Source organism: Solwaraspora sp. WMMD406 (assembly GCF_029626025.1).
Lineage (GTDB): Bacteria > Actinomycetota > Actinomycetes > Mycobacteriales > Micromonosporaceae > Micromonospora_E.
In genome coordinates this window covers 4,542,416-4,565,060 of the sequence record NZ_JARUBF010000001.1, presented here as the reverse complement: position 1 = coordinate 4,565,060, position 22,645 = coordinate 4,542,416, and the positions used below count along the sequence as shown (strand labels likewise).

Annotated in this window: 19 protein-coding genes and 3 pseudogenes; 16 read left to right on the top strand and 6 right to left on the bottom strand. The window is 69.8% G+C overall.

Translation table 11 applies throughout. From position 1 onward, the window contains the following. The first annotated feature begins 253 nt into the window (after window positions 1–253). The 7 genes and pseudogenes from O7632_RS19955 (at window position 254) to O7632_RS19925 (ending at window position 8,982) form a co-directional block, all read left to right on the top strand. Window positions 254–1,570, top strand: a complete 1,317-nt coding sequence (locus O7632_RS19955; RefSeq protein ID WP_278120213.1) for an aminotransferase class III-fold pyridoxal phosphate-dependent enzyme — start codon at window positions 254–256, stop codon at window positions 1,568–1,570. Further along, window positions 1,564–2,607, top strand: coding sequence for an NAD-dependent epimerase/dehydratase family protein (locus O7632_RS19950; RefSeq protein WP_278116450.1), 1,044 nt, complete (start codon window positions 1,564–1,566; stop codon window positions 2,605–2,607). The genes O7632_RS19955 and O7632_RS19950 overlap by 7 nt, the downstream gene beginning before the upstream one ends. A 14-nt stretch (window positions 2,608–2,621) precedes the next feature. Continuing rightward, window positions 2,622–3,647, top strand: a complete 1,026-nt coding sequence (locus O7632_RS19945) for a UbiA prenyltransferase family protein (RefSeq protein ID WP_278116448.1) — start codon at window positions 2,622–2,624, stop codon at window positions 3,645–3,647. A 35-nt stretch (window positions 3,648–3,682) separates the two neighbouring features. Continuing rightward, window positions 3,683–4,693 (top strand): glycosyltransferase family 2 protein, encoded by a 1,011-nt coding sequence (locus tag O7632_RS19940; protein ID WP_278116446.1) that lies wholly within the window; start codon window positions 3,683–3,685, stop codon window positions 4,691–4,693. Beyond that, on the top strand, window positions 4,693–5,712 hold the full coding sequence (locus O7632_RS19935; protein ID WP_278116444.1) for a glycosyltransferase family 2 protein: 1,020 nt from the start codon (window positions 4,693–4,695) through the stop codon (window positions 5,710–5,712). The genes O7632_RS19940 and O7632_RS19935 overlap by 1 nt, the downstream gene beginning before the upstream one ends. Then, window positions 5,709–6,854: an endonuclease/exonuclease/phosphatase family protein gene (locus tag O7632_RS19930; RefSeq protein ID WP_278116442.1), complete on the top strand. Its 1,146-nt coding sequence runs from the start codon at window positions 5,709–5,711 to the stop codon at window positions 6,852–6,854. Before O7632_RS19935 ends, O7632_RS19930 begins: the two co-directional genes overlap by 4 nt. Beyond that, window positions 6,823–8,982 (top strand): annotated as a pseudogene (locus O7632_RS19925) (glycosyltransferase). The gene O7632_RS19930 and the pseudogene O7632_RS19925 overlap by 32 nt, the downstream one beginning before the upstream one ends. Here the strand turns inward: O7632_RS19925 and O7632_RS19920 are convergent. Next, window positions 8,957–9,661, bottom strand: a pseudogene (locus O7632_RS19920) (tetratricopeptide repeat protein); the annotation flags it as partial. The pseudogenes O7632_RS19925 and O7632_RS19920 sit on opposite strands and share 26 nt — an antisense overlap. Window positions 9,662–10,180: 519 nt before the next feature. Beyond that, window positions 10,181–12,115, bottom strand: a pseudogene (locus O7632_RS19915) (BTAD domain-containing putative transcriptional regulator); the annotation flags it as partial. 249 nt (window positions 12,116–12,364) lie between these two features. Here O7632_RS19915 and O7632_RS19910 point away from each other — a divergent pair. Next, window positions 12,365–12,595 carry a hypothetical protein gene (locus O7632_RS19910; RefSeq protein ID WP_278116440.1) on the top strand — a complete coding sequence of 77 codons (231 nt, stop codon included), beginning with the start codon at window positions 12,365–12,367 and terminating at the stop codon, window positions 12,593–12,595. A 129-nt stretch (window positions 12,596–12,724) separates the two neighbouring features. On the opposite strand, the gene O7632_RS19905 is transcribed toward O7632_RS19910, so the two are convergent. Next, window positions 12,725–13,720, bottom strand: coding sequence for a sporulation protein (locus O7632_RS19905; RefSeq protein ID WP_278116438.1), 996 nt, complete (start codon window positions 13,718–13,720; stop codon window positions 12,725–12,727). Between the two features lie 240 nt (window positions 13,721–13,960). On the opposite strand from O7632_RS19905, the gene O7632_RS19900 reads away from it, so the two are divergent. Beyond that, complete coding sequence (locus O7632_RS19900) at window positions 13,961–14,992, top strand: cation transporter (protein WP_278116436.1); 1,032 nt, start codon at window positions 13,961–13,963, stop codon at window positions 14,990–14,992. A gap of 88 nt (window positions 14,993–15,080) precedes the next feature. Here the strand turns inward: O7632_RS19900 and O7632_RS19895 are convergent, their stop codons facing one another. Next, the gene (locus O7632_RS19895; protein WP_278116434.1) at window positions 15,081–15,548 is read right to left on the bottom strand and encodes an ATP-binding protein; all 468 of its coding nucleotides are present in this window, start codon (window positions 15,546–15,548) and stop codon (window positions 15,081–15,083) included. Next, the gene (locus O7632_RS19890) at window positions 15,535–16,407 is read right to left on the bottom strand and encodes an MEDS domain-containing protein (RefSeq protein WP_278116432.1); all 873 of its coding nucleotides are present in this window, start codon (window positions 16,405–16,407) and stop codon (window positions 15,535–15,537) included. Before O7632_RS19890 ends, O7632_RS19895 begins: the two co-directional genes overlap by 14 nt. 447 nt (window positions 16,408–16,854) lie before the next feature. Here O7632_RS19890 and O7632_RS19885 point away from each other — a divergent pair, with 447 nt between their 5' ends. The 7 genes from O7632_RS19885 (at window position 16,855) to O7632_RS19855 (ending at window position 21,934) form a co-directional block, all read left to right on the top strand. Beyond that, a complete protein-coding gene (locus O7632_RS19885) occupies window positions 16,855–17,763 on the top strand; it encodes a serine hydrolase (protein ID WP_278116430.1) in 909 nt (302 codons plus the stop codon). 176 nt (window positions 17,764–17,939) lie between these two features. Beyond that, a complete protein-coding gene (gene sthA / locus O7632_RS19880) occupies window positions 17,940–19,343 on the top strand; it encodes a Si-specific NAD(P)(+) transhydrogenase (RefSeq protein WP_278116428.1) in 1,404 nt (467 codons plus the stop codon). A 161-nt stretch (window positions 19,344–19,504) separates the two neighbouring features. After that, window positions 19,505–19,756: a YlcI/YnfO family protein gene (locus O7632_RS19875; RefSeq protein WP_278116426.1), complete on the top strand. Its 252-nt coding sequence runs from the start codon at window positions 19,505–19,507 to the stop codon at window positions 19,754–19,756. Next, window positions 19,753–20,067, top strand: coding sequence for a type II toxin-antitoxin system PemK/MazF family toxin (locus O7632_RS19870; protein ID WP_278116424.1), 315 nt, complete (start codon window positions 19,753–19,755; stop codon window positions 20,065–20,067). Before O7632_RS19875 ends, O7632_RS19870 begins: the two co-directional genes overlap by 4 nt. A gap of 229 nt (window positions 20,068–20,296) precedes the next feature. Next, the gene (locus O7632_RS19865; protein ID WP_278116422.1) at window positions 20,297–20,899 is read left to right on the top strand and encodes a sulfite oxidase-like oxidoreductase; all 603 of its coding nucleotides are present in this window, start codon (window positions 20,297–20,299) and stop codon (window positions 20,897–20,899) included. Next, entirely contained in the window at window positions 20,896–21,633 is a 738-nt protein-coding gene (locus O7632_RS19860) for a ferredoxin reductase (RefSeq protein ID WP_278116420.1), read from the top strand. The genes O7632_RS19865 and O7632_RS19860 overlap by 4 nt, the downstream gene beginning before the upstream one ends. A gap of 28 nt (window positions 21,634–21,661) precedes the next feature. After that, window positions 21,662–21,934, top strand: coding sequence for a DUF6510 family protein (locus O7632_RS19855; protein WP_278120210.1), 273 nt, complete (start codon window positions 21,662–21,664; stop codon window positions 21,932–21,934). 74 nt (window positions 21,935–22,008) lie between these two features. On the opposite strand, the gene O7632_RS19850 is transcribed toward O7632_RS19855, so the two are convergent. Beyond that, window positions 22,009–22,527 carry a GNAT family N-acetyltransferase gene (locus O7632_RS19850; RefSeq protein ID WP_278116417.1) on the bottom strand — a complete coding sequence of 173 codons (519 nt, stop codon included), beginning with the start codon at window positions 22,525–22,527 and terminating at the stop codon, window positions 22,009–22,011. Window positions 22,528–22,645: the final 118 nt, after the last annotated feature.

Here is a 22,645-nt window from a genome sequence, read left to right as displayed (position 1 = left end):
CCGGCAAGTGGACATTGACAGACGTCCAGTCGTACTTCAGTCGCCATCCAGTTCGTGTCCAACCGGTTCCGGCACAATTTCAACGACTCGCGGCAGGAGATCCGTGGATCGATGATCCAGCTCATTCCGATCGCTCTGGAGAAAGGGTCGATGCGTGTCGACTTTGTTCACCGTCGATGACTGCGACGGAATGTCCGTCAAAGAGGTGCACGACCTCTACCGGCGGTTCGTCAACCGTAGCCAGGTGGGCCTCATGACGTCCTTCGGCTTCGGCCGCGAGCTCGTCGACCACGCCGACGGCGCGTACCTGTACCTGCGGGACGGTCGACGCGTGCTCGACTTCACCGGCGGCGTCGGCGTCCTCAACCACGGTCACAACCATCCCCGCATCATGGCGGCCCGGCGTCGGTTCGCGGAGCGGCGGCGGATGGAGGTGCACAAGACCTACTTCTCGCCGTACGTGGCGGCGCTGGCGCACAATCTCGCCGAGGTGCTGCCCGGTGACCTGAACATGTCCTTTCTGCCCAACTCGGGGGCCGAGGCGGTCGAAGGCGCGGTCAAACTGGCCTACAAGTATCATGGCGGTCGGCGCAACACGATCCTGCGCGCCGACATCAGCTTCCACGGCAAGTTGCTCGGATCGGGGAGTCTCACCGGCGGCGCGCAGAACCACTTCGCGTTTCCCGGGATTCCCGGCGTCGTGTCGTTCTCCTACGGCGACCTCGATTCCGTCCGGGCGGCGGTCGCGGCGCATCCGAACGACGTGTACGCCATCCTGATCGAACCCTTCAGCGCCTCCACCATGCGGTGGTGCTCCGAGGAATTCCTGCGCGGACTACGCGAACTGTGCACGGAGCAGAACATCGTCCTCGTCTTCGACGAGATCTACACCGGTTGGGGCAAGACCGGCAGCCTGTTCTACTTCATGCGCTACCCCGGCCTGCTGCCCGACGTGCTGACCACCTCCAAGTCCTTCGGCGGCGGCAAGTCGTCGATCTCGGCGTACGTGGCGCGCGAACCGGTCTTCCGGCGGGCCTACGACAGCCCGATCGACGCCCTGCTGCACTCGACGTCCACCACCTACTACGGGTTCGGCGAAGAGTGCGCGACCGCGATCGAAGCGATCAACATCGCCGTCGACGACGACTATCCCGCCCAGGCCCGGCGGATCGAGCGGCTGCTCGCCCCCGGCCTGCGCCGCATCGCCAAGCAGCATCCCGAGGCGGTCGCCGACGTCACCGGTTCGGGGGCCCTGTGGGGTGTGTTCGTCGACGGCGGACCCCGGGTGCTGGACCTGGCCGCGAAACTGGCCCCGGCCGGCCTGGCCCGGGATCCGCTGCTGCGCACCAAGCTGATCACCGCCGCCGTGATCAGCGCGCTGTACCGGGACCATGACATCTACACCTACTACACGCTCAACGGCCGTAGCCCACTGGTGGTCGGCCCGCCGCTGGTCGCCAGCGACACAGACGTCGAGTACTTCCTCGACAGCCTGGAGACCGTTCTCGACCAGGGCCTGACCCGCCTGCTCACCCGGTTCGTCGCGCAGAAGGTGGGATCGCTGTGGTGATCGCGGTCACCGGGGCCGCCGGCATGCTCGGCTCCGCCGTGGTGACCCGGCTGCGATCCGACGGCGTCGCGGTCGCCGGAGTCGACCTACGCGAGCCACCGGCCGAGGTGGCCGACAGCGGCTACCGGCACCTGATCGGTGACGTCCGGGATCCCTCGGTCCTCGCGGCGGCGTTCGCCGGCGCCGACGCGGTGGTGCACTGCGCCGCCGCGTTGCCCAGCTACCCGGCCGACCAGATCCGGTCCATCGTGGTCGAGGGCAGCCGGACGGTGCTCGACGCGGCCCGCAGCGCCAAGGTTCCCCGGCTGGTCTACATCTCCTCGACCGCGGTCTACGGTCTGCCCCGGCAGGTACCGACCCCGGAGCACCATCCGTACGCCCCGGTCGACAGCTACAGCACGGCCAAGGCCGACGCCGAGCGGCTGGCGGTCAGCTACCGCGACGACGACCTGATCCTGACGGTGCTGCGGCCCAAGACGTTCCTCGGCCCGGGCCGGATGGGCCTGTTCGCCATGCTGTTCCAGTGGGCGCACGAAGGGCGCAATTTTCCGGTCCTCGGTGACGGCGGCGTCCGGATCCAGATGCTGCACGTGGCCGATCTGGTTGACGCCGTCGTCACCGCGCTGCACGCCCCGGCCGACACGGCGAACGACACGTACAACATCGGGGCGGCCGAGTTCGGCACCCTCCGCGACGACTTCCAGGCGGTGCTCGACGCCGCCGGTCACGGCAAACGGGTAGTGGCGCTACCGGCCCGTCCGGCCCGGGCCGCGCTGGGCCTGCTGGAGCGTACCGGGTTGTCGCCGGTGTACGGGCGGCTGCTGCACAAGCTGATGGCCGACTCCTACGTCGACATCGGCCGAGCCGGTCGACGGCTCGGGTTCACCCCCAGATACAGCAACCAGGACGCGGTCCTGGAGACCTTCCGCTGGTGGCGCGCGCGGTGGAGCGGTCCCGCTGTGGCGGCGAGCAACGGGCGTACCAGCCGCGACCCGTGGCGCCAGGGTGTCCTGGGCGCCGCGAAGGTCTTCTTCTAGCCGAGGAGGTGCCCATGACCGCTGTCGACGTGGTGGCCGGTCCGACACCGGCCCCCGCCCCGGCACCACCTACCGTCGGCCGGCCCGGGAGGTCCGGGAGGTCCGGCCGGCCCGGGAGGTCCGGGCGAGTGGCCCGGCTCGCCGGCCACCTGACCCGCGCCACGGCGGACCTGGTCGCCCTGACCCGCCCCCGGCAGTGGATCAAGAACCTGTTCGCCGTACCGCTCGCGCTGCTCGACGCCCCGGTCTGGTCGGCGACCACCCTGGCCCGGATCGGCTGGGCGGTGCTGCTGTTCACCCTCGCCTCGTCACTGGTGTACGCCGTCAACGACGTCGCCGACCGACGACTGGACCGAGGGCATCCGGTCAAACGCGCCCGTCCCGTCGCCAGCGGCCGGATCTCCCCGGCCGGCGCCGCCCTGTTCGCCGCCGTGCTCGGAGCGCTGCTGATCCTGGCGATCACGGCCGGCCCGGCGATGTCCTGGTGGCCGCTGGCCGCCTACCTGGGGCTGAACCTGGCGTACAGCCGGTGGCTCAAACACGTACCACTGTTGGACATCTGCGTCGTCGCCGCCGGCTTCGTGCTGCGGGTCGTGCTCGGCTACGCCGCCACCGGCGGGCCGGTGGCGGTCTGGCTGCTGACCTCGGTCTTCGCCACCTGCCTGGTGCTGATCCTCGGCAAACGCCGGCAGGAACTCGCGGTCGCCGGCGCGACGCACCGGCCGGCCCTGCGCGGCTACAACCTCGGCCTGGTCGACCAGCTGCTCACCGTGAACGCGACCGTCGCGGTCGTCGGCTTCCTGCTCTACCTGCGGTCCGAGGCGCCGGTCGGCGTGTACCGCAACGCGTTGCTGCTGGCGGCGGTGCCGCTGACCCTGTTCGGGGTGTCCCGTTACCTGCAGGCGGTGCTGGTCCGTCGGGGCGGCGGCGACCCGGTGCGGACCCTGCTGCGGGACCGGTTCATCGTCGCGACCACCGCCCTGCTGGCGGCGGTCGTCGGCGTCGCTCTGTTCGCCGCCCACCACCAGCCGTCGTCGTGAAACCCGTCGCCGTGAAACCCGAAAGTGGACCGCCCATGCCTGAACCACTCGTGTCGGTCATCGTGCCGAACTACAACTACGCCCGCGCGCTCGGCCTGTGCCTGACCGCCTTGCGGGCCCAGACGTACCCCGATATGGAGATCATCGTCGTGGACGACCGCAGCACCGACGATTCGGTGGCGGTCGCTGAGTCCTATGGCGTAAGGGTGGTGCGCACGCCGGTCAACGGCGGACCGTCGGTCGCCCGCAACCTCGGCGCGGCCAACGCCAACGGTGACATCCTGTTCTTCGTCGACTCCGACGTGGCCGCCAAACCCGACGCGGTGGCCAACGCGGTGACGCTGCTGACCGAGCGACCCGAGATCGGCGCGATCTGCGGCAACTACGACCCGGTGCCGCTGATCCGCGACAGCCTGCTGGAGGAGTACCGCTGTATGCAGCAGTCCTACTGGCTGATCGCCGACGAGGGGCGGATCCACACGATGTACACCGCCCTGCTGGCGATGCGGGCCGAGGTGTTCGCCGAGATCGGGCCATTCAATCCGCGACTGCGGGAGACCGAGAACGCCGACTACGGCTTCCGGATGGCGCGCCGCTACGAGATCTGGCTGACCCCGGCGGTACGCGGCGTGCACGACCACGACCACGAACTCGGCGTGCTGATCCGTAAGGTGTTCACCCGCACGATGCTGCACATCCCGATGTACGCGGCGAACCCGGACTTCCCGGGCGGGCTGCGCAGCGGCCCCCGCGCCTGGAGCAGCGTCGCGGCGCTGGCGGTGGTGCTCAGCACGGTCCTGCCGGTGCTGTTCGGGCCGTGGTGGGCGCTGGTGCCGGCACTCGTCGCGGTCGGCTACCTGGGCTGCGACTGGCCGATGTACCGGTTCGTCGCCGCCCGACGCAACCCGCTGTTCGTCGGATACTTCGTCGCCATGCACTTCCTCCTCAACGTGGTGATGGCGGTCGCGGCGGTCACCGGGCTGGCCAGTTGGCTCACCTCGCGGGCGTTCCGGCGGCTGTACGACAAGCCGGCGGAGGCGCTCTGATGTCGACGCCGCTCGTGTCGGTGATCGTGCCGAGCTACAACTACGCCGACTCGTTGTCGGTCTGCCTGCGATCCGTCGCGGAGCAGACCTACCCGGCGATCGAGGTGCTGGTCGTCGACGACCACAGCACCGACGACTCGGTGGCGGTGGCCGAGGCGGCCGGTGTACGGGTGATCGCGTTGTCGGACAACGGCGGCTGCGGTCGTGCCCGTAACATCGGGGTCGCCCACGCCTCCGGTGAGATTTTGTTCTTCCTCGACGCCGACGTGGCGATGGCGCCCGACGCGGTCGCCGAGGCGGTGGCGCTGCTCGAGGCCGAACCACGGATTGGTGCGGTGTGCGGGATCGAGGACCCGGAACCGCTGTTGCATGACACGTTGGTGGCCCGCTATCGCGGCCTGCAGTACCACCACTGGTCGATCAGTGGCGAAGGCGACGTGACGTTTCTGTTCCCGGCGATGTGCGCCATCCGCCGTACGGTGTACGACGAGGTCGGTCCGTTCAACCCGGCGCTGAGGCAGACCGAGGAGGTCGACTACGGCTACCGGATCTCCCGCCGCCACCAGCTGCGGTTGACCTCCCGGGTCCGGGGCCGTCACGACCACGACCATCAGCTGGTGCCGTTGCTCCGCAAGCTGTTCCACCGGGCCCGGCTGCGGATTCCGCTGTACGCCCGGGCCCGGCGCTTCGCCACCGGGTTCGAGACCGCCTCGCGCGCCTGGGGTAGTCTGGCCGCTGCCGCGGCCCTGCCGGCGGCGGCACTGCCCGCGCTGTTCGGTCCGGTGTGGCTGATCGCGCCGCTGGCGTTGGTCGCCGGGTCGGTCGCCGTCGACCAGCAGATGTACCTGCTGGCCTACCGACGTCGGGGGGCTCGGTTCCTGATGTTCTTCGTCGCGGTGCACTTCCTGGTCAACGTGACCATCACCGCCGGGATCGGGGTGGGTGTCCTGCAATGGCTGCTGTCGCGGCCGTTCCGGCAGCTCTACGACAGCACCTTTCCCGTGGAGGTCACCGCATGACGGCACCACCGCCGGTCCTGGACGGACGCTCGGACGCCTCCGGGCAGCCGGCCGCCGACGCACCCGCCGCCGGGGCGGGACCGGGACCATGGGGTCGGTGGTGGCGGCGGTGGTTGGGCCGGATCTTCGTGGTCGGCTCGGCGTTGTGGCTGGTGTTCGTTCTCGTCCACCTGGCGCTGCGTGGCCGGGTCTGGTGGTGGCTGCTGGCCGAGTTGCTGCCGCCGATCACCTTCTTGGCCGTACCGGTGCTGTTCGCGGCCGCCGCGGCCGGCTGCCGCCGGACCCGCCGACCGGCGGCGCTGCTGAGCGCGGCCGCGTTGCTGGCCGGGATCGGGATGACCGGGGTCAACCTGCCCGGCCCGCTGCGGGGGGCCGGGCAGGTGCCGGCTGACGCGCTGCGGATCGTCTCCTGGAACACCGGTTACTGGCATCCACCGGGTCGGGCCGATGACTTCTACCGCCTGCTGCGCGCGCAGCGGGCCGACGTCTACCTGCTGCAGGAATACCTGGCGGAGGTCGACGGGGAGTTCGTGCCGATCGACGACCTGGCCCGGCTGCGTCGGGAACTGCCCGGCTACCACGTGGCGATGATCGGCGAGCTGGTGACCCTGTCCCGGTTTCCGATCGTCGAGTCCACGCCGCTGGAGGCCCCGGACGCCCCGCCGCCGCCAACCGACTTCACCGACTTCTGGCAGTATCAGGTACTGCGAGTCGATGTGCGGGTCGGCGATCGGGTGCTGTCGACCTACAACGCGCACCTGCCGGTACCGGTGTGGGTCGGTGGTCCGAGCGTGTGGAGCGCCGAGTTCCATCGCACGATCCGCGACCAGCGCGAGCGCCGGCTGCCGCAGCTGCGGGTCCTGGCCGACGACGTCGCCGCCAACGACAATCCGATCGTGGTCGCCGGTGACCTCAACATGACCTCGGTGATGGGCGACACCCGGCGGCTGCCGTCGGAGCTGCGCGACGCCGTCTCCACCAACCGGTCGTTCTATCCGGCGTCCTGGCCCACCGAGCAGACATCGCTGTGGCGGCTGGACTGGGTGCTGGTCTCCGACGGTGTGGCCGTGCACCGGTACGAGTTCGGTGACCCGGACAGCATGTCCGACCATCGCCCGCAGCTTGTGTCGGTCTCACTGTGACCGGCGGTGCCCGCGTTTCGGTGGTCGTCCCGAACCACAACAAGGCGAAGACGCTGGCGGCCTGCCTGGCGGCGGTGCACGCGCAGACCCACCAGCCGGTCGAGGTGATCGTCGTCGACGACGCCAGCACCGACGAGTCCCGGCGGATCGCCGCCGGCCAGCACTGCCGGCTGATCGCCCTGCCCACCAATCGTGGGGTGTCCGCCGCGCGCAACACCGGGGCGGCGGCGGCCGTGGGCGACGTGCTGTTCTTCGTCGACTCGGACATCGCGCTGGCCCCGGACGCCATCGCGAACGCGCTGGCCGTCCTCGACCGACGTCCGCGTTGCGGAGTGGTACAAGGGATCTACGACGCCGAGCCGCTCGCCGTCGACGGCCCGGTCGAGGTCTACAAGACCCTGTTCGAGCACTACTGGCGGCGTCAGGGCGCAGGACCGGCCGACGCGACGCTGTTCGCGCTGACCGCGATTCCCCGGCACGTTTTCGAGCAAGTCGGTGGCTTCGACGAGAACCTGCGCGACGCCGAGGACATCGAGTTCGGCACCCGGCTGCCCGCCGGCTACGAGATCTGGATGAGCGAGGAGGTTCTCGGGCGTCACGACGACGTGGACAGACTGTGGCCGTACCTGCGGGAACATGTCGGCCGGGCGATCGGCTACGGCGGCCTGCTCGCCACCACCGTCGTCGCCGGTCGACGTCGACGTCGGGCGCCCCGCCGCCGGGCCGGCCCGGCCGATCCCGATCATGGCAATGCGTCCGGAGTGGACGTCGCGGCGGTGACGGCGATGACCAGTTGCTGGCTCACCCTGCTCACCCTGCCACTGGCCGGGTTCTCCTGGTGGCTGGCCCTGCTACCGGCCGCCACGTTCGCGACCTTCGGGTACGTCGACCGTGGACTGCTGCGATTCGTCCGTCGCCGGAAGGGAAACCGGTTCCTGGTGTACTTCGTCGCGATGCACTTCCTTATGCACACCACCCAACTCGCCGGGATGGCGGTCGGCGTCACGCGTGCGGCCCGGGACGGCCGGCCGGATCCGGTGCCGGCCGGAGCCGGCCGATGAGCGCAGCGCCGACCCCGCCGACCCCGCCGAATCCACCGACCCCACCGATCACCCCGGAATCGCCGACCGGGTGGCGACGGTGGCGAGGGGCGGTCAACCGGATCTTCGTCGTACTGTTCATCGGATTGCTCACGGCCGGACTGGTGACCGTGTTGCGGACCCAGGACTGGACACCGGTCCGGGAGCTGACCGCGTCACTGAACCCCGCGACCGTGTACCTGGCCCTCGGCGGGGCGTTCGCGATCAACTGTGTCGGACTGGTCTTCGGCGTGTTGTCCTGGCGGGCGGTCTTCCTGGATCTCGGTGCGCGGGTGGACACCTGGACCGCCGCCCGGATCTTCTTCGTCGGATTCCTGGTCAAGTTCGTGCCCGGCCGGTTCGTCGCCCTACCGGTGCTGCTGCGGATGGGCAAGGCGATCGACGTCGGTCCGGTCCGGCTGGCGTCGGTGTTCATGCTGAGCTGGAGCATCGTGGCCCTTACCGGTCTGACCATCGGTATCGCTGCGGGTCCCTCGGTCGCCGGGGTCGGGATGTGGTGGCTGCTCGCAGCGGCGTTGCCGGTGGTGGCGTTGCTCGTCCGGCCGGATCTGCTGGACCGGATGATCCGGCTGGCCGCCCGGCTGCTGCGCCGGCCCGCACCCGAGGTGTCCGCGTCACCGCGTGGTATCCGATCGGCGATCGTCACCCAGTCGCTGTCGTGGATCGTCTCCGGGCACCACCTCTGGTTGTTGGCGGTCACCGCCGGCGCCCCGGCCGGCCGGTCGTACCTGATCTGCGTCGCGGGGTTCGCGCTGGCGACCGTCGCCGGCCTGCTGGTGATGGTCGCGCCGGACGGTATCGGGGTCCGCGAGGCGGTGCTCGCCCTCGCCCTCGCCACCGTGCTGCCGCTGCCGCTGGCCAGCACCGTGGTGCTGGCCAGCCGACTGGTCTCGGTGCTCAGCGACGTCGCGATCGGTGCCGGTGGGCTGCTGCTGGCGCAGGTGCTGCATCGTCGGCGGATCCGCGCGACAGCGCCACCCCCCGGCGCGGTATCCGAGGCGGTCACCGACCCGGTGCCGGCCCGGTGACCAGCGGCGTGTCGATCGCGTGGTCGACACGCTCCGGTTCGCCCGGCGACCGGGTTGGTTCCGGCCGGTCGGCGGCGGTGAGCCGGGCGCGGATCTCGTCGGCCTCCGGCGCACCGATCGCGCTGTAGTGGGCCAGCGCCTGCCACCAGTGCTCCCATACGTCGTCGGCCAGGTGGTGCCCCACCCTGGCGAGTCCGGCGTGCGCCCGTGCCTGTTGCGCCCGGTCGCCGATCTGGGCCGAGATCGCCAACGCCCGTTGGTAGTAGGTGCGGGCGATTAAGGGATCACCGACCCGCAGCAGCGCGTCGGCCAGTCCGATCAGCGCCGACGCCTCGCCGACCGGTTGACTGGTCTGTCGGTATATCGCCAACGCCCGACCGTGGTGTTCGGCCGCGTCGCGAAACCGTCCGAGACGGGCCTGCAACTGGCCCAGCGAATCCAAGGCGAAGGCCAGTCCCACCCGATGGTCGATCCGTCGACACAGGTCGACCGCCCGCCCGAGATACTCGCCGGCTTCGCCGTACCGGCCCTCCAGCATGTGGACCCAGCCGAGATTGCCCAACGCCATGGCCTCCCCGTGGGTCTCCCCGGTCTCGCGGAGCAACCGCAGAGCCTGCTTCAAATGAGTGCTGGCCACGCCGTACTGGCCCTGCCGACCATGGAAGACGCCAAGGTTGCCCAACGCCCGCGCCTCACCGGCGCGTTCGCCGGTCTGCCGGTACAGCGCCAGGGCCCGCCGCAGATGGTCGGCGACCAGCGGGCGATGCCCCTGCATCCCGTAGACCACGGCGATGTTGGTCATCATGTGTGCCTCGGAGTTCCGGTCGGCGGTGGCCTGCGCGGCGTGGAGACCGTGGTGGTGCACGGTCACCGCGTCCGGGTAGTGGCCCGCACCCTCCAGGTAGCGGAACACCGTCAGTACCAGCCGCCGCGCGTGTTCCGGCCAGCCCCGACCAGCGGCGTGTACGACGCTGGCCACCAGATTGGCGCGCTCCTGCTCCAGCCAGCCCCGCGCGGCCCCGGCGTCGCTCGTCGACGGCACCGGTGCCGTAGATTCGGTCACCTCGGGCCGGCGGTGCCGCTCGGCCGGATACAGCACATCCATCGCGGCGGCGGTGGCGCACAGATAGTGATCGAACAGGGCGGTCATCGCGCGCCGTCGGTCCTCGTCGGCGTCGCGCGCCTGCGCTAGATCGACGGCGTACGCGCGGAGCAGGTCGTGCATCCGATAGCGGTGATCGGTGCCGCGCTGCAGCAGGTGCGCGCGAGCCAGCAGCTCGAGTAGCCGCCGGGCGTCCGGCAGGTCGGTGCCGAGGATCGCCGCCGCCGCGTACGGCTCGACGTCCGGACCGGGATGCAGACCGACCAGCCGGAACGCCCGGGCGGCGGCGGCCGGCAGATGCAGGTACGACCAGGAGAACACCGCCCGTACGCCGGTACGCCGGTCCCCACCGGCGTCCAGCAGGTCCAACCGTCGGTGCTGATCGGCCAGTTCGCGCACCAGATCGACCAGGTGCGTACCGGGGCGGGTCGCGGCCATCTCGGCGGCGACCCGCAGGGCCAGCGGAAGCCGGGCGCATTGCGCGGCGAGCCGGGCCGCCGCCGCGTGTTCGGCGCTCACCCTGGCTCCGATCAACCGGCGGATCAACGCCACCGCGTCGGCCAACGGCAGCGGGTCGAGATCGATCCGTCGAGCTCCGTGCCGGGCGACGAGCCCGGCCAGGGAGTCGCGGCTGGTGACCAGCACGAAACAGGACGGTGATCCGGGCAGCAGCGGGCGGATCTGTTCGGCGGAAGCCACGTTGTCGAGGACGATCAGCATCCGCCGGCCGTCGACCAGGCTGCGGTAGCAGGTGGCCCGTTCCTCCGGATCCAGCGGCAGGTCCGGTCCGGTGAGACCGAGTCCGCGTAGGAATCCGGCGAGCGCCTGGCCCGGGGAGACCGGTTGTTCCGCGTCGTACCCCTGCAGATCCACGTAGAGCTGGCCGTCCGGGAAGCGGTCCCGGTTCCGGTGGGCCCACCGGACCGCGAGAGCGGTCTTGCCGACCCCGGCTGTGCCCGACAGCGCGGAGATGACCACCGCCGGCGGGTCGCCGCTGGTGGGACCAGCCGGTCGGTACGCGTCGGCGAGTAGCGTGTCGAGCTGCTTCAACTCGCTGGTCCGGCCGGTGAAGTCGGCGATGTCCGCAGGAAGCTGTGCCGGGGCGGGTGCGACGGCCGACCCGGGTCGCCGATTCGTGCCTGTCTGCTCGTCGTGCTGCACCAGTGGGCGCGGTCGCGCCCCGGCGGTGCCCGCCGTGGCGGTGCCCGGCCGGGGAAGAGCCGGTCGATGATCCGGCGGCTGCGGGAGGGGCACCCGGCGACCCGGCGACGCCTGCGGCTCCTCGTCGTGCAGCAGCGCGGTGTGTGCCGCCGTCAGCTCCGCTCCGGGATCCACCCCGAGTTCCTCGGCCAGCCGGTGTCGAACGTCGTGGTACGCCCGGAACGCTCTGGCCCGCCGGCCAGCGGCGTGACAGGCGCGGATCAGCCGAGCCTGTGCCGCTTCGTCGAGCGGTTGCGCGGCGGCGGCCTCCTCCAGCGCCGGGATCGCGTCGGCGGCGCGTCCGGCGGCGATCATGACCTCGCCGTATCGGGCGAGTGCGGCGTGGCGTTCACCGACGAGGGCGATGACCTTGGGATGGCCGGCCAGCACCGGGATGTCGGCCAAGGGGGGACCCTGCCAGAGAGCCAGCGCCTGTTCGAGTTGATCGGCGGCGTGCTGCGGGTCGCCACCACGCTGGGTGGCGACCGCTGCGGTGACCAACTGACGGAATCTGATCACGTCGATGGCCGCTGCGGGGAGTTGGAGTGCGTAGCCGTCACCGACCTGCCGTAGCACCGTACTAGGGGTACGGGGCCGCCGGTCGGGCTCCAACAGCCGGCGGAGATGTTTGACGTGTGTCTGGATCACGTTGCGGGCGGTCGGCGGTGGCCGTCGGTCAGCCCACACGGCAGCCCTGATCTCGGCCTCCCGTACCGGTTGGCCGCACGTGATCGCAAGGAGGCCCAGGAAGGCCCGTTGAGCCGCCGGTCCGAGATCCAGCTGGATACCGTGGCGCCAGGCGGAGATCTGGCCGAGGACCTGGATACGCAACGTCGCCACCCTTGCCAGTCGTGCCAATGCCACCGCTCGCAACGGGTTGGCCGTGTATGGCGGTCAGCTCGTCCCAAGCTAAATCAATATCGGTCGACATCGCAATGGTCGACTGCGAGTGACTGCCATGAATCTCTGCACTGGTCGTAATTATTTTGTCCGAGTTGGACTAAACGACCGACTACGTGGCGATCTCTTGTAATCTGTGCCGGCCGCTGGCTCTGCAGGGCGCGGCCCGCAGTGCGTGCCGTGCCCCTCGATGAGGCTCTCGGCCGGCCCGTCGATAAACGAGTGGCCGTACCTGGCGACATTCCTGAACGGCGGATGACTAAACGCTTCGACAACTGTCTGGTCGAGCCGCGCTACCGGGGAATTGAAGGTCACAGCTATCGCTGTTGCCGTGCGTCATTGCTGATGCTGCTATTTTTGCAGCTATTCCCGGCCGTCGCGCCAGCTCGTACGGGTGTCATCGTGACGTGAGTCGCCGATCACCGATCGTCGATGCCGCTGGCGTTCGTGGCGTTTCGCTACGTCGACTGGTAGGGGCCAGGGTGCCCGCGTCCGGCTGGTTCCAGCCGGACGCGGGCGTACCAGGGCCTGCGCCGCCGATCACTCCTCCGAGAACTCCTCGCCGCCGCCGTCGTCGTCGCCACCGAAGGAGTCGAACACCTCGCCAGCGACCATGCCGCCGGCGAAGCCCAGCGCCGCGCCGCCGACCGCTCCGGCGACGACGCCACCCATCCCGCCGCCGCGGTGATGCCCACCATGACCGGGATGTCCGTACCCCGGATGTCCGTATCCCGGGTGGCCATGGCCGCCGAGCAGACCCTGCCGTTGGGACAGGGCCTCGCGTACCCAACCGTCGACCTGGGCGGTCCAGTCGACCCGGTCGGTGTCGGCGTGGCTGACGCGGTAGCGTCCGTACGAGTCGTGACCCGGTGTGAACAGGCCGCCTCGCTTGTCGAACTCCAGGACGATGTCGACACCGTGTTCGCTGGCGACGAAGGTCAGCTCCACCTCCCGAATCCCGGAGGCGTACTGCGGTGCGGCGTAGTACTCGATCTCCTGGTAGAACGGCAGCGTCTGGGGCACACCGTGCAGCCGGCCGTACTCCAGGTCGGCGCCCTTGAAGGTGAAGCCCAGTCGGGCGAAGGCTTCCAGGATTCGTTCCTGCACCGGCAGGGGGTGGACATGGACCGCGTCGAGGTCGCCTCGGTCGATCGCCCCGGGGATGGCCACCTCGGTGCGCAGGCCCATGGTCATCCCGTGCAGCCGGTGGCCGTACAGGTCGGTGACCGGGGTCTCCCACGGGATCAGGATCTGGAACGGCAGCGACAGGTGCTGTCCCTGGCCGAGCGCGATGGCGCTGCCCACCCCGACTCGGTGAAATTCCGCGAGCGCGTCGTGTTCCTCGCCGCCGGCCTCGACCTCCACCCGGGTGACGAGGCTGACCGTGACCTGGTCGAGCCGGGCGTCGTGGCTTCCCCCGGTGAGGTTGACCTGGCCGGCGAGCACGAGGCCGGGTCGGGTGTTGGGGTTCGGCAGGACGGTGTCGACGCTGGGGGCGCCGATGCCGAGAGCTCCCAGCATCTTCTTGAAGACCACGTACATTCCTTTCACTGGCGTGTCTCCGGGCGATGTCGCCGTGGTGACCCGGAGTTGACGGTTGATCCAAAATGGATCTTGGTGATTGCCGAAGATAGCAAGTGTTTCTGAGGGATCGCTGACAAGTTCGGACGAGAGCGGTCGAGTGTTATCCGGAGTTCTCGGTGGTTGGTCGAGGCGGGGATGTCACCTGCGGGGCAATGCCCTCCACCTGGGTCGACATATGAAAACATGTCTTTTATGTCGGATTCTGTGTTGTCGGCCTCCTGGAGCGTGGCGATCCTCGCTATCGCCGGGGCCCTCACGGTGGTGGGCAGCATCCGGCTGGTGGCGGTCGGCGACGCGCTCGCCGACCGGACCGGATGGGGCGAGGCGCTGTTCGGCGCGGTCTTCTTCGGGCTCGTGACCTCGCTGTCCGGCATAGTGACGACCGCTGTCACCGCTGCGGGCGACGCGCCACAGCTCGCCTACAGCAACGCGGTCGGAGGGATCGCCGCGCAGACCACGGCGGTCGCCGTCGCCGACCTGTTCCATCGCCGGGTCAACCTCGAACACGCGACCGCGTCCCTTTCCAATCTCCTGTTCGGGTGCCTGCTGGTGGCGCTGCTCGCGCTCGCGCTCGTCGGCACCTACACCCCGGACGGCACTCTGCTCGGAATCCATCCGGTGTCAGTGGTCATGGTCGGCTGCTATGTGGGCGGTGTCATGATCATTCACTCCACCGACGGTACGCCGTACTGGCAAGCGGTCGACACCACGGAGACGCGTCCCGACCGTCCGGCGGGTCACGGCGGCTTGGACCGTACGCCACTGCGTCGACTCTGGCTCGGTTTCGTCCTGATCGGATCGACCGTCGCCGCTGGCGGATGGGCCATCGCGCTCGCCGGAGAGAGCCTCGTCGAAGCCACCGGTCTGCGCGCCGGTTTCGTCGGGGGCGTGCTGATGGGCCTGATCAACGCGTTGCCAGAGACCATCACCGCGATCGCCGCCGTACGCCGGGGGGCACTGACGCTCGCGGTCGCCGCCGTTCTCGGCGGCAACTGCCTGGACGCGCTCAACCTGGTCGTCGGCGACGTGTTCCACCGGAGCGGTTCGCTCTATCACGCGGCCGGACCCGACGAGCTGTTCCTGACCGCCGCGGCCCTGTTGATGACCGCGATCCTGCTCGGCGGCCTGCTGGTCCGGCAGGTACGAGGATGGGGTCGGCTGGGCTTCGAGGGCACCCTGCTCCTGGGCGGATACCTCGCGGTCGTCGCGATCCTCGCTGTCTGAGCCCTGGTGATGCGCACCCGTCGGATGCGGTCGGGCGCGTCGCGCCGGGGTCCGGTCGTCACGGTGGTGCCGCGTCGAGGTCCGGTCGTCACGGTCGAGCCGCTGGAGCACCGACCGACAGGACCGCGGTGACGACGGCCCCTTGGCCGGAAGGACCGTGGGCGATGGTCAGATCGCTGCACAGCTGCCGGCAGATCCACACGCCTCGCCCGCCGGTGCGGGACTGGTTCGGCGGTACGGTCCCGACCTGCTGATCCGTGATGCCCGGCCCGTGGTCGCTCACCTCGCAGTACAGCGAGTCCCCGTGCCGCCACAGCCGCAGCCGGCCGGTGCCGCCGCCATGCCGGATGGCGTTCGTGGCCAACTCGCTGGCCACGATCAGCAGATGCTCGGTCTCTTCCTGGGAGACGCGCAGCCGGGGCGCGTGCGCACTGAGCGTGGCCCGCAACCCGTACAGGCCGTCCTGATCGAACGGCTGATCGAGGAGATCCGGTTCCGTCCGTACGAGGTCGGTCCGGCCGTCGGTGTCGACGGCGGTCGGATCAGGGCTGCTCATGGCGTCTCTGTACCCGAAGCTGGCTGACGTCATCCCCACCCACCAGGGACAGCACCGTGCCCACCAGTCGCCGGCAGGTTACCGTCATCCGGCGCGACCGGGGCAGCGCACGGGCGGCGGCCACGACGATGCTCGCGCAAGCGCCGTCGATGTAGTCGAGTCCGGTCAGGTTGAGGTGCACGTGCCGGTCGATCCGGACGGACTCGGCGAGCGCGAGTTCGAGGACGTCCTTGTGCCGGTAGTCCAGTTCGCCGGCCACCCGTACGCCCGCCGGACTGTACTGCCGGCAGATGCGCAGTAGCGGGTGTTCGAGGTACACCTGCGCGGCCACCGTCTTGGGGTGCACCCGTGCGGCGAAGGCGAGGGTCACCGCGTCGAACCGTTCCCGGTCGTACTGACAGATCAGGCAGAGCTGGCCGTGCGCCAGCAGGTCGGTCACCAGCGTCTCGAACTCCAGCAACTGCTCGGCGGAGGCGAACGGCCGGGTGGCCCAGCACATGTCGGCCGTCAACCGTAGCCCCGGGTATCCCTCCCGGGTGGCCAGCCGTACCTCCTCGGCCAGCATCCGTACCATCGTGCCGGCATCCGCCGGATCACCGCCGAGCAGCGACGCGGTGGCCGAACCGATCTGTAGCTGTCCACGGCGCAACGCCGAACCAGGACGTACCGAACGGTCGTGGAGTTCCCCGGTCAGATCGTCCGGGCTGACCGAGTCGGTCCAGCACACGACCTTCTGCCCGGCCCGCAGGCCCGCGCGGACGAACGCCGCGACCAGGTCGAGCCGCTCTTCCTGGTCGGAAAAGGTCAGACAGGCATGGTCACCGGCGCTCAACGCGCTGACAGTAGCCGTGTCCGCCATCGTCGGTCCGCCTGTTCGTGATCGGGGAGATGGAACAACCTTATTGGTTGCCCACCTGACCGGCGGGCGTCACCCCTGGTCCACCGGGCCGTGCCGGAGTCCCCCCGCGTCGTCAGGTCCCGGAGTGGCCGGTGCCGATGGTCGGGTGCCGATGGTCGGGTGCCGATGGTCGGTTCCCGGTGGCCGGAAGACACCGGACCGCGATTGAACGACCCGTCCGGCGGCTCCGTACCACCGGTGGACGCAGGGCCGGTACGGGACGCTCGGAGGGCGGCGCGAGTGCGAGGTCGGACAGATGACGCGTGGGGATCCAGCGGGTTCGTCGGTGAACAGCCCCGCCGTCGTGAACAGCCCCGCCGTCGTGAACAGCCCCGCCGAGGTACGGATGTCCGCAGCGGAGGTCCCGGACGGCACGCCAGCCCGGAGTCGGGACGTTCCCGACGTACGGTGCTGAGCCTCGGTGCCCTCGGCCTGTTGGCCGCTGGTGCCGCCGGTTACGGCTGGAGCCGGTACGGCGGGCTGTCCGTGCCGGAGTCAGCCACCGGCACCGGACAACGGGTCGCCGCTGGTGTGGCACCCGGGCGGGAAGTTCCCGGTCCGAGCCCGGAGACGGTAGACGACGCCGTCGCGCGGCAACGGGCGCGGGCCGTCCGCGCCGCGGAGCAGGTGCGGCGGTACACGGCCGGAGCCGCCGGTCAGCTCAGCGTCGCCGTGGTCGACCAGCCCACCGGTGCCGGCTTCCTGATCGGTGCCGACCAGGTCTTCCAGACCGCGAGTATCGTCAAGGTCGACATCCTCTCCGCTCTGTTGCTGCACATGGGGGGATCCGCGCTCGGCGCGGACCGGCGCCGGCTCGCCACGAGAATGATCACGGTCAGCGACAACTCCGCCGCCAGTGAGCTGTTCGCGTCGATCGGTGGGGTGTCCGGCCTGCGCAGCGCGAACGACGAGTTCGGGATGACCGAGACGCGGCCGCGTTCCGCGTGGGGCACCACCACGACCACGGCCGCTGACCAGATCCGTCTGCTGCGGACCCTGACCACCGCCGACGGGCCGCTGTCGCAGGCGGACCGCGACTTCGTGCTCGAGCTGATGAGCGGCGTGGTGTCGGAACAGCGGTGGGGGGTGACTGCCGGGGCGGGGTCGTCCCGATCGAAGGTCTGGGTGAAGAACGGGTGGGTGACGATCGACGAGCACGCCGGGCGGTGGCTGGTGAACAGCATCGGTCGGATCGTCGAGGAGGACAACGACTGGTTGGTGGCTGTCCTGTCCGACCACCACGACACCCTGGGACAGGGGGTGGAGATGGTGGAGCGGGTGTCGCTGGCCGCGTTCCGGGCCTGGCGGACCGGTTAGTGGACCTCGGTGTCCCGTACCGGCATTTGTCGTTGAACATCGTGTTCGTCCGGGTGCGCGCTGTGCCGTACTGGGCTGTTCGCCGGACGGGGCGACCCATCCATCGCATCGAGTACGGCCAGATGGGTACGGGCCGCGTAAGCGGCTCGAAACCCGGTGCTGGCAGACTGGTCGGTGTGTATGACGTCGACGTGCTCGTGATCGGATCCGGCCCCAGTGGACAGAAGGCGGCGATCGCCGCGGCGAAGCTCGACCGGCGGGTGGTGGTCGTCGAACGCGCGCACATGCTCGGTGGTGTCTGCATCAACACCGGGACGATCCCGTCGAAGACCCTCCGGGAAGCGGTGCTCTACCTGACGGGGCTCAACCAGCGCGAGGTCTACGGCCGTTCGTACCGGGTGAAAGACGACATAACGGTCAGTGATCTCGCCGCTCGGACCCAGCATGTGATCGGGCGTGAGATCGACGTTACGCGCAGTCAGTTGACCCGTAACCGGGTGCGCATCATGACCGGGACCGCGCGCTTCGACGATCCGCACACCGTCGTGGTGACCGATCCGACCGGTCACGGCAACAAGGTCACCGCCGACAAGATCGTCATCGCGGCCGGAACCCGGCCGGCGCGGCCGGCCAGTGTCGATTTCGACGAACGGACGATCGTCGACTCCGACGGGATCATCAATCTCGAGCACGTCCCGCAGTCGATGATCGTGGTCGGTGCCGGCGTGATCGGCATCGAGTACGCCTCGATGTTCGCCGCGCTCGGCACCGAGGTGACCGTCGTCGAACGGCGCGACCGGATGTTGGAGTTCTGCGACCTGGAGATCGTCGAGGCACTGAAATACCATCTCCGTGATCTAGCAGTCACCTTCCGCTTTGGCGAAGAGGTCGCCTCGGTGCAACGCCATCCCCGTGGCGCGGTCGCCGTCCTGGAAAGCGGCAAGCGGATCGCCGCCGACACCGTGATGTACTCGGCCGGCCGCCAAGGCGTCGCCGCCGATCTCGATCTCGGGCGCGCCGGGCTGGAAGCCGACTCACGGGGTCGGGTGCGGGTCAACGAGAACTTCCAGACCACCGCGGAGCACATCTACGCGGTCGGGGACATCATCGGCTTCCCCGCACTGGCGTCGACCTCGATGGAACAGGGACGCCTCGCCGCCCACCACGCCTGCGGCGAGCCGGCGCGGGGCATGCCGCAACTGCAGCCGATCGGCATTTACACCATCCCCGAGATCAGCTTCATCGGCAGCACCGAGGACCAGCTCACCGACAACCGGGTGCCGTTCGAGGTCGGCGTGGCCCGATATCGGGAACTCGCCCGTGGCCAGATCATCGGTGACTCGTACGGCATGCTCAAGCTCTTGGTCGCCCCGGACACCCGGCAGCTGCTCGGCGTGCACATCTTCGGCACCGGAGCCACCGAACTCGTCCATATCGGACAAGCGGTGATGGGTTGCCACGGCACCATCGACTACTTCGTCGACGCGGTGTTCAACTACCCGACACTCGCCGAGGCGTACAAGGTCGCAGCGTTGGACGCGATGAACAAGATGCGGCATCTGGCGCAACTGCACGACTGAACGGCGCGTGCCGACGCGGGCGCGTGCTGAACGGCGCGTGCCGACGCGGGTCGGAAGGCGCTGGCGGGCGGCGTCGCGGCGGGCCTCGCGGCGGTACGACCCGGCGACCATCCGACCGCCCCGGTACCGCGTACCAGGACATCCGGACGTACCATCGCCCAATGGCAGAGATGGTCACCCTGCGTCTGAGTCCGCAGACCCTGGCCCAGGCACGCGCCGCTGCCGAGCGGGAAGGGGTCACTCTCTCCGACTGGATCGACCGGGCGGCCCGCCGCGAGGCCCGCCGCGACGCCGACCGGGCCCACGAGGAGTGGCTGGCCGCCAACCCCGAGGTACGTGCCGAGCTCGACGCCTTCGACCAGCTCGCCGACACCCTGGAATGCGGCTGGTCCGACCTCTCTGACGCGGCGTGAACCGCGGCGAGATCTGGACCGTCGGGGAGCGCTCCGACCTGCGCTACCGCGTGGTGGTGCTGTCCGGTGACACCCACAACGACCGCCCTCGGGCGGCACCCTACTGCGCGCCGATCGTTCGGCAACGGGGTGCCACCACCCTGCCACCCTTCGTGGTGCCGCTTGCCGAAACCGACCCGCTGTCCGGCGTGGTGGTGGTCAACCGGATGCGGCGGATCTCCGGAAGCTCCGGTGCGGAACGGGTCGGCATGGTCACCGGCGCGAGCATGGCCCGGATCGAGGAAGCCGTCCGCGACCTGTTCGACCTGTGACGGCCGACGTCGACCTGTGACGGCCGACGCTTCGGCCGCATCGCACCGCACTGCACCGCACTGCACCGCACTGCACCGCACTGCACCGCACTGCACCGCACTGCACCGCACTGCACCGCACTGCACCGCACTGCACCGCACTGCACCGTGCGACCCGGCGCGAGCACCAACGGGTCAAAAAGTCCGGTATCGCTGGCGGACCTGGTCGTGCGGGTGGTACCACTGTCCGGTGAGCATCGTGTCACCCGGCTTCCACGGCCGCCCGCGTTCCCCCGGTGCGGTCACCCTGCCCCCGGGTCAGTACCTCACCGAGGACTTTCCGGTGCTGTCCGCCGGTCCGACACCGCGCATCGACACCGCCGGTTGGGAGTTCGTGCTCACCGCCGAGGACGGCCGGGAGCACCGGTGGACCTGGGCGCAGCTGCTCGACCTGCCCGGCGACGACGTGACGGTCGACATCCACTGCGTGACCAAGTGGTCCAAGCTCGGCACCCGCTGGCGAGGCGTCTCACTGGACACCCTGCTGGCCGACGTCGAGACCGCCGCCGAGTACGCGCTCGCGCATTCGTACGGCGGCTACACCACCAATCTGCCGTTGGCCGACCTGACCGACGGGCAGGCCTGGATCGCCTACCGCTACGACGGCGAGGACCTGCCCGCCGAGCACGGCGGCCCGGCCAGGCTCCTGGTGCCACACCTGTACTTCTGGAAGTCGGCCAAGTGGGTACACGGGATCCGGCTGCTCCTCGATGACGAACCAGGCTTCTGGGAGACCGCCGGCTATCACGACTACGGTGATCCGTGGCGCGAGCAGCGGTACCAGGGCGATTGACCGGCCGGCTGGGGTGGCGCGTGGCGCGGCTGGCAGCGGCCCGCCCGGAAACCCCCACCGCTCGTACGCTGATCCTCGACGTCCCGGGGTGGCCCGGCCACCTGCCGGGGCAGCACGTCGACGTCCGACTCACCGCCGACGACGGTTACCAGGCGCAGCGCAGCTACTCGATCGCCGGACCGGCGGACGGCGATCGGGTCGAGCTGACCGTGCAGCAGGTCCCCGACGGTGAGGTCTCCGGATACCTGACCGGACCGTACACGGTCGGGGACCCGGTGGAGATTCGCGGACCCGTGGGCGGCTGGTTCGTCTGGCGCTCCGAAGCCGCCGATCCGGTGCTCCTGGTCGCCGGCGGTTCCGGGATCGTCCCATTGATGGCGATGATACGTGCCCGCCGGGCCGCCGGTAGCCGGGTGCCGTTCCGGCTGGTCTATTCGGTACGGACAGCGCAGGACGCCTACTACGCCGACGAGCTGCGCCGGCGGGTACGCGACGATGCCGGGTTGGACGTCAGCTACGTGTACACCCGGCACGCGCCGGACGGCTGGCCGGGCCGGGTGGGACGGCTCGGGGTCGCCCACCTCAACCGCCACGGCTGGCCCGCGGAACTGGCACCGATGTGTTTCGTCTGCGGTCCGACTGGTTTCGTCGAGACGGCAGCGGACATCCTCGTCGCTCTCGGACACGGTCCACGCCGTGTCCGTACCGAGCGTTTCGGACCCACCGGAGGTTGAGATGACCGAACAACTGGCGGCCCCGGCGGTGCGTGACGGGGGACATCTGGACGGCAACGCGCTGGCCGGCCCGCTCACCGAGATCTTCGCGGTCGACGTCACCACCGCGGTCGGCCGCTGTGCCGGCTGCGGACGGGCCGGTCCGCTCGCGGCCCTGATGGTCTATCCGAACGCCCCGGGCCTGGTCGCTCGCTGCCCGCATTGCGCCGGGGTGCTGCTGCGCCTGGTGCGCGGTCCCGACGAGGTCTGGCTCGACCTGCACGGTGCGGTGAGCCTACGGATCGCGATGCCGCCCGGCTGAGCAGGGCGGGTCAGGCATGGCGCGGGCGATCACCGGTCGGGACGCCCGGCCGCCGCCGATTCTCGGAGCCGGCGTCACAGCTCGCTGTCCCGCCCGGCGAGCGGATCGATGTCGTCCCGCGCGGCGACCGGACCGATCGACTTGATCATCTGCTGGGCGGTGACGGCGAATCCGATCGACTCGTACAGTCGGCGGGCCACTGGATTGTCCGAGAAGACGTTGAGCCCGATCCGGGTCACCCCACGTTCGGCGAGCAGCGGTTCGATCGTGGACAGTATGGTCCGTCCGTACCCGTTGCCGCGCTGACCCGCGTCGACCTCTACGTAGTAGATCCAGGCCGGCCGGTCGTGCTCTGCCGGCTCGGGCAGTCCGACCCAGAGCCAACCGACCGGTGGCGCGTCGGCGGCATCCGCCGCCCGCGCGATCAGGAAGAGCATGCGCTCGGTGGCCAGCCCGGCCGGCAGCAACTCGTCGTGTTGACGTCGTGATTCGGCTATCGCGGTGGCGTTGGTGGCCCGTCCGGACCGCACCAGGCTCGCGGCGTAGCCCTCCAACAACCGGGGAAATCGGTCGTCGAACTCTGTCTGGGTCATCGGGTGCAGCGCAACCGAGGGTCGGTCTGACGATGTCATCGCCACATCGTGGCGTACGGCACCGAGATCGTCATCCGGATTGTTCCGGTGCCGGGCCTGCCCGGCACCGGAACAATCC

Bases quoted from the DNA above. Each gene is read 5' to 3' on its own strand.
- O7632_RS19955 (WP_278120213.1), top strand. From the start codon at position 254: ATGACGTCCTTCGGCTTCGGCCGCGAGCTCGTCGACCACGCCGACGGC.
- O7632_RS19945 (WP_278116448.1), top strand. From the start codon at position 2,622: ATGACCGCTGTCGACGTGGTGGCCGGTCCGACACCGGCCCCCGCCCCG.
- O7632_RS19940 (WP_278116446.1), top strand. From the start codon at position 3,683: ATGCCTGAACCACTCGTGTCGGTCATCGTGCCGAACTACAACTACGCC.
- O7632_RS19935 (WP_278116444.1), top strand. From the start codon at position 4,693: ATGTCGACGCCGCTCGTGTCGGTGATCGTGCCGAGCTACAACTACGCC.
- O7632_RS19930 (WP_278116442.1), top strand. From the start codon at position 5,709: ATGACGGCACCACCGCCGGTCCTGGACGGACGCTCGGACGCCTCCGGG.
- O7632_RS19900 (WP_278116436.1), top strand. From the start codon at position 13,961: ATGTCGGATTCTGTGTTGTCGGCCTCCTGGAGCGTGGCGATCCTCGCT.
- O7632_RS19895 (WP_278116434.1), bottom strand. From the start codon at position 15,548: ATGAGCAGCCCTGATCCGACCGCCGTCGACACCGACGGCCGGACCGAC.
- O7632_RS19890 (WP_278116432.1), bottom strand. From the start codon at position 16,407: ATGGCGGACACGGCTACTGTCAGCGCGTTGAGCGCCGGTGACCATGCC.
- O7632_RS19875 (WP_278116426.1), top strand. From the start codon at position 19,505: ATGGCAGAGATGGTCACCCTGCGTCTGAGTCCGCAGACCCTGGCCCAG.
- O7632_RS19850 (WP_278116417.1), bottom strand. From the start codon at position 22,527: ATGACCCAGACAGAGTTCGACGACCGATTTCCCCGGTTGTTGGAGGGC.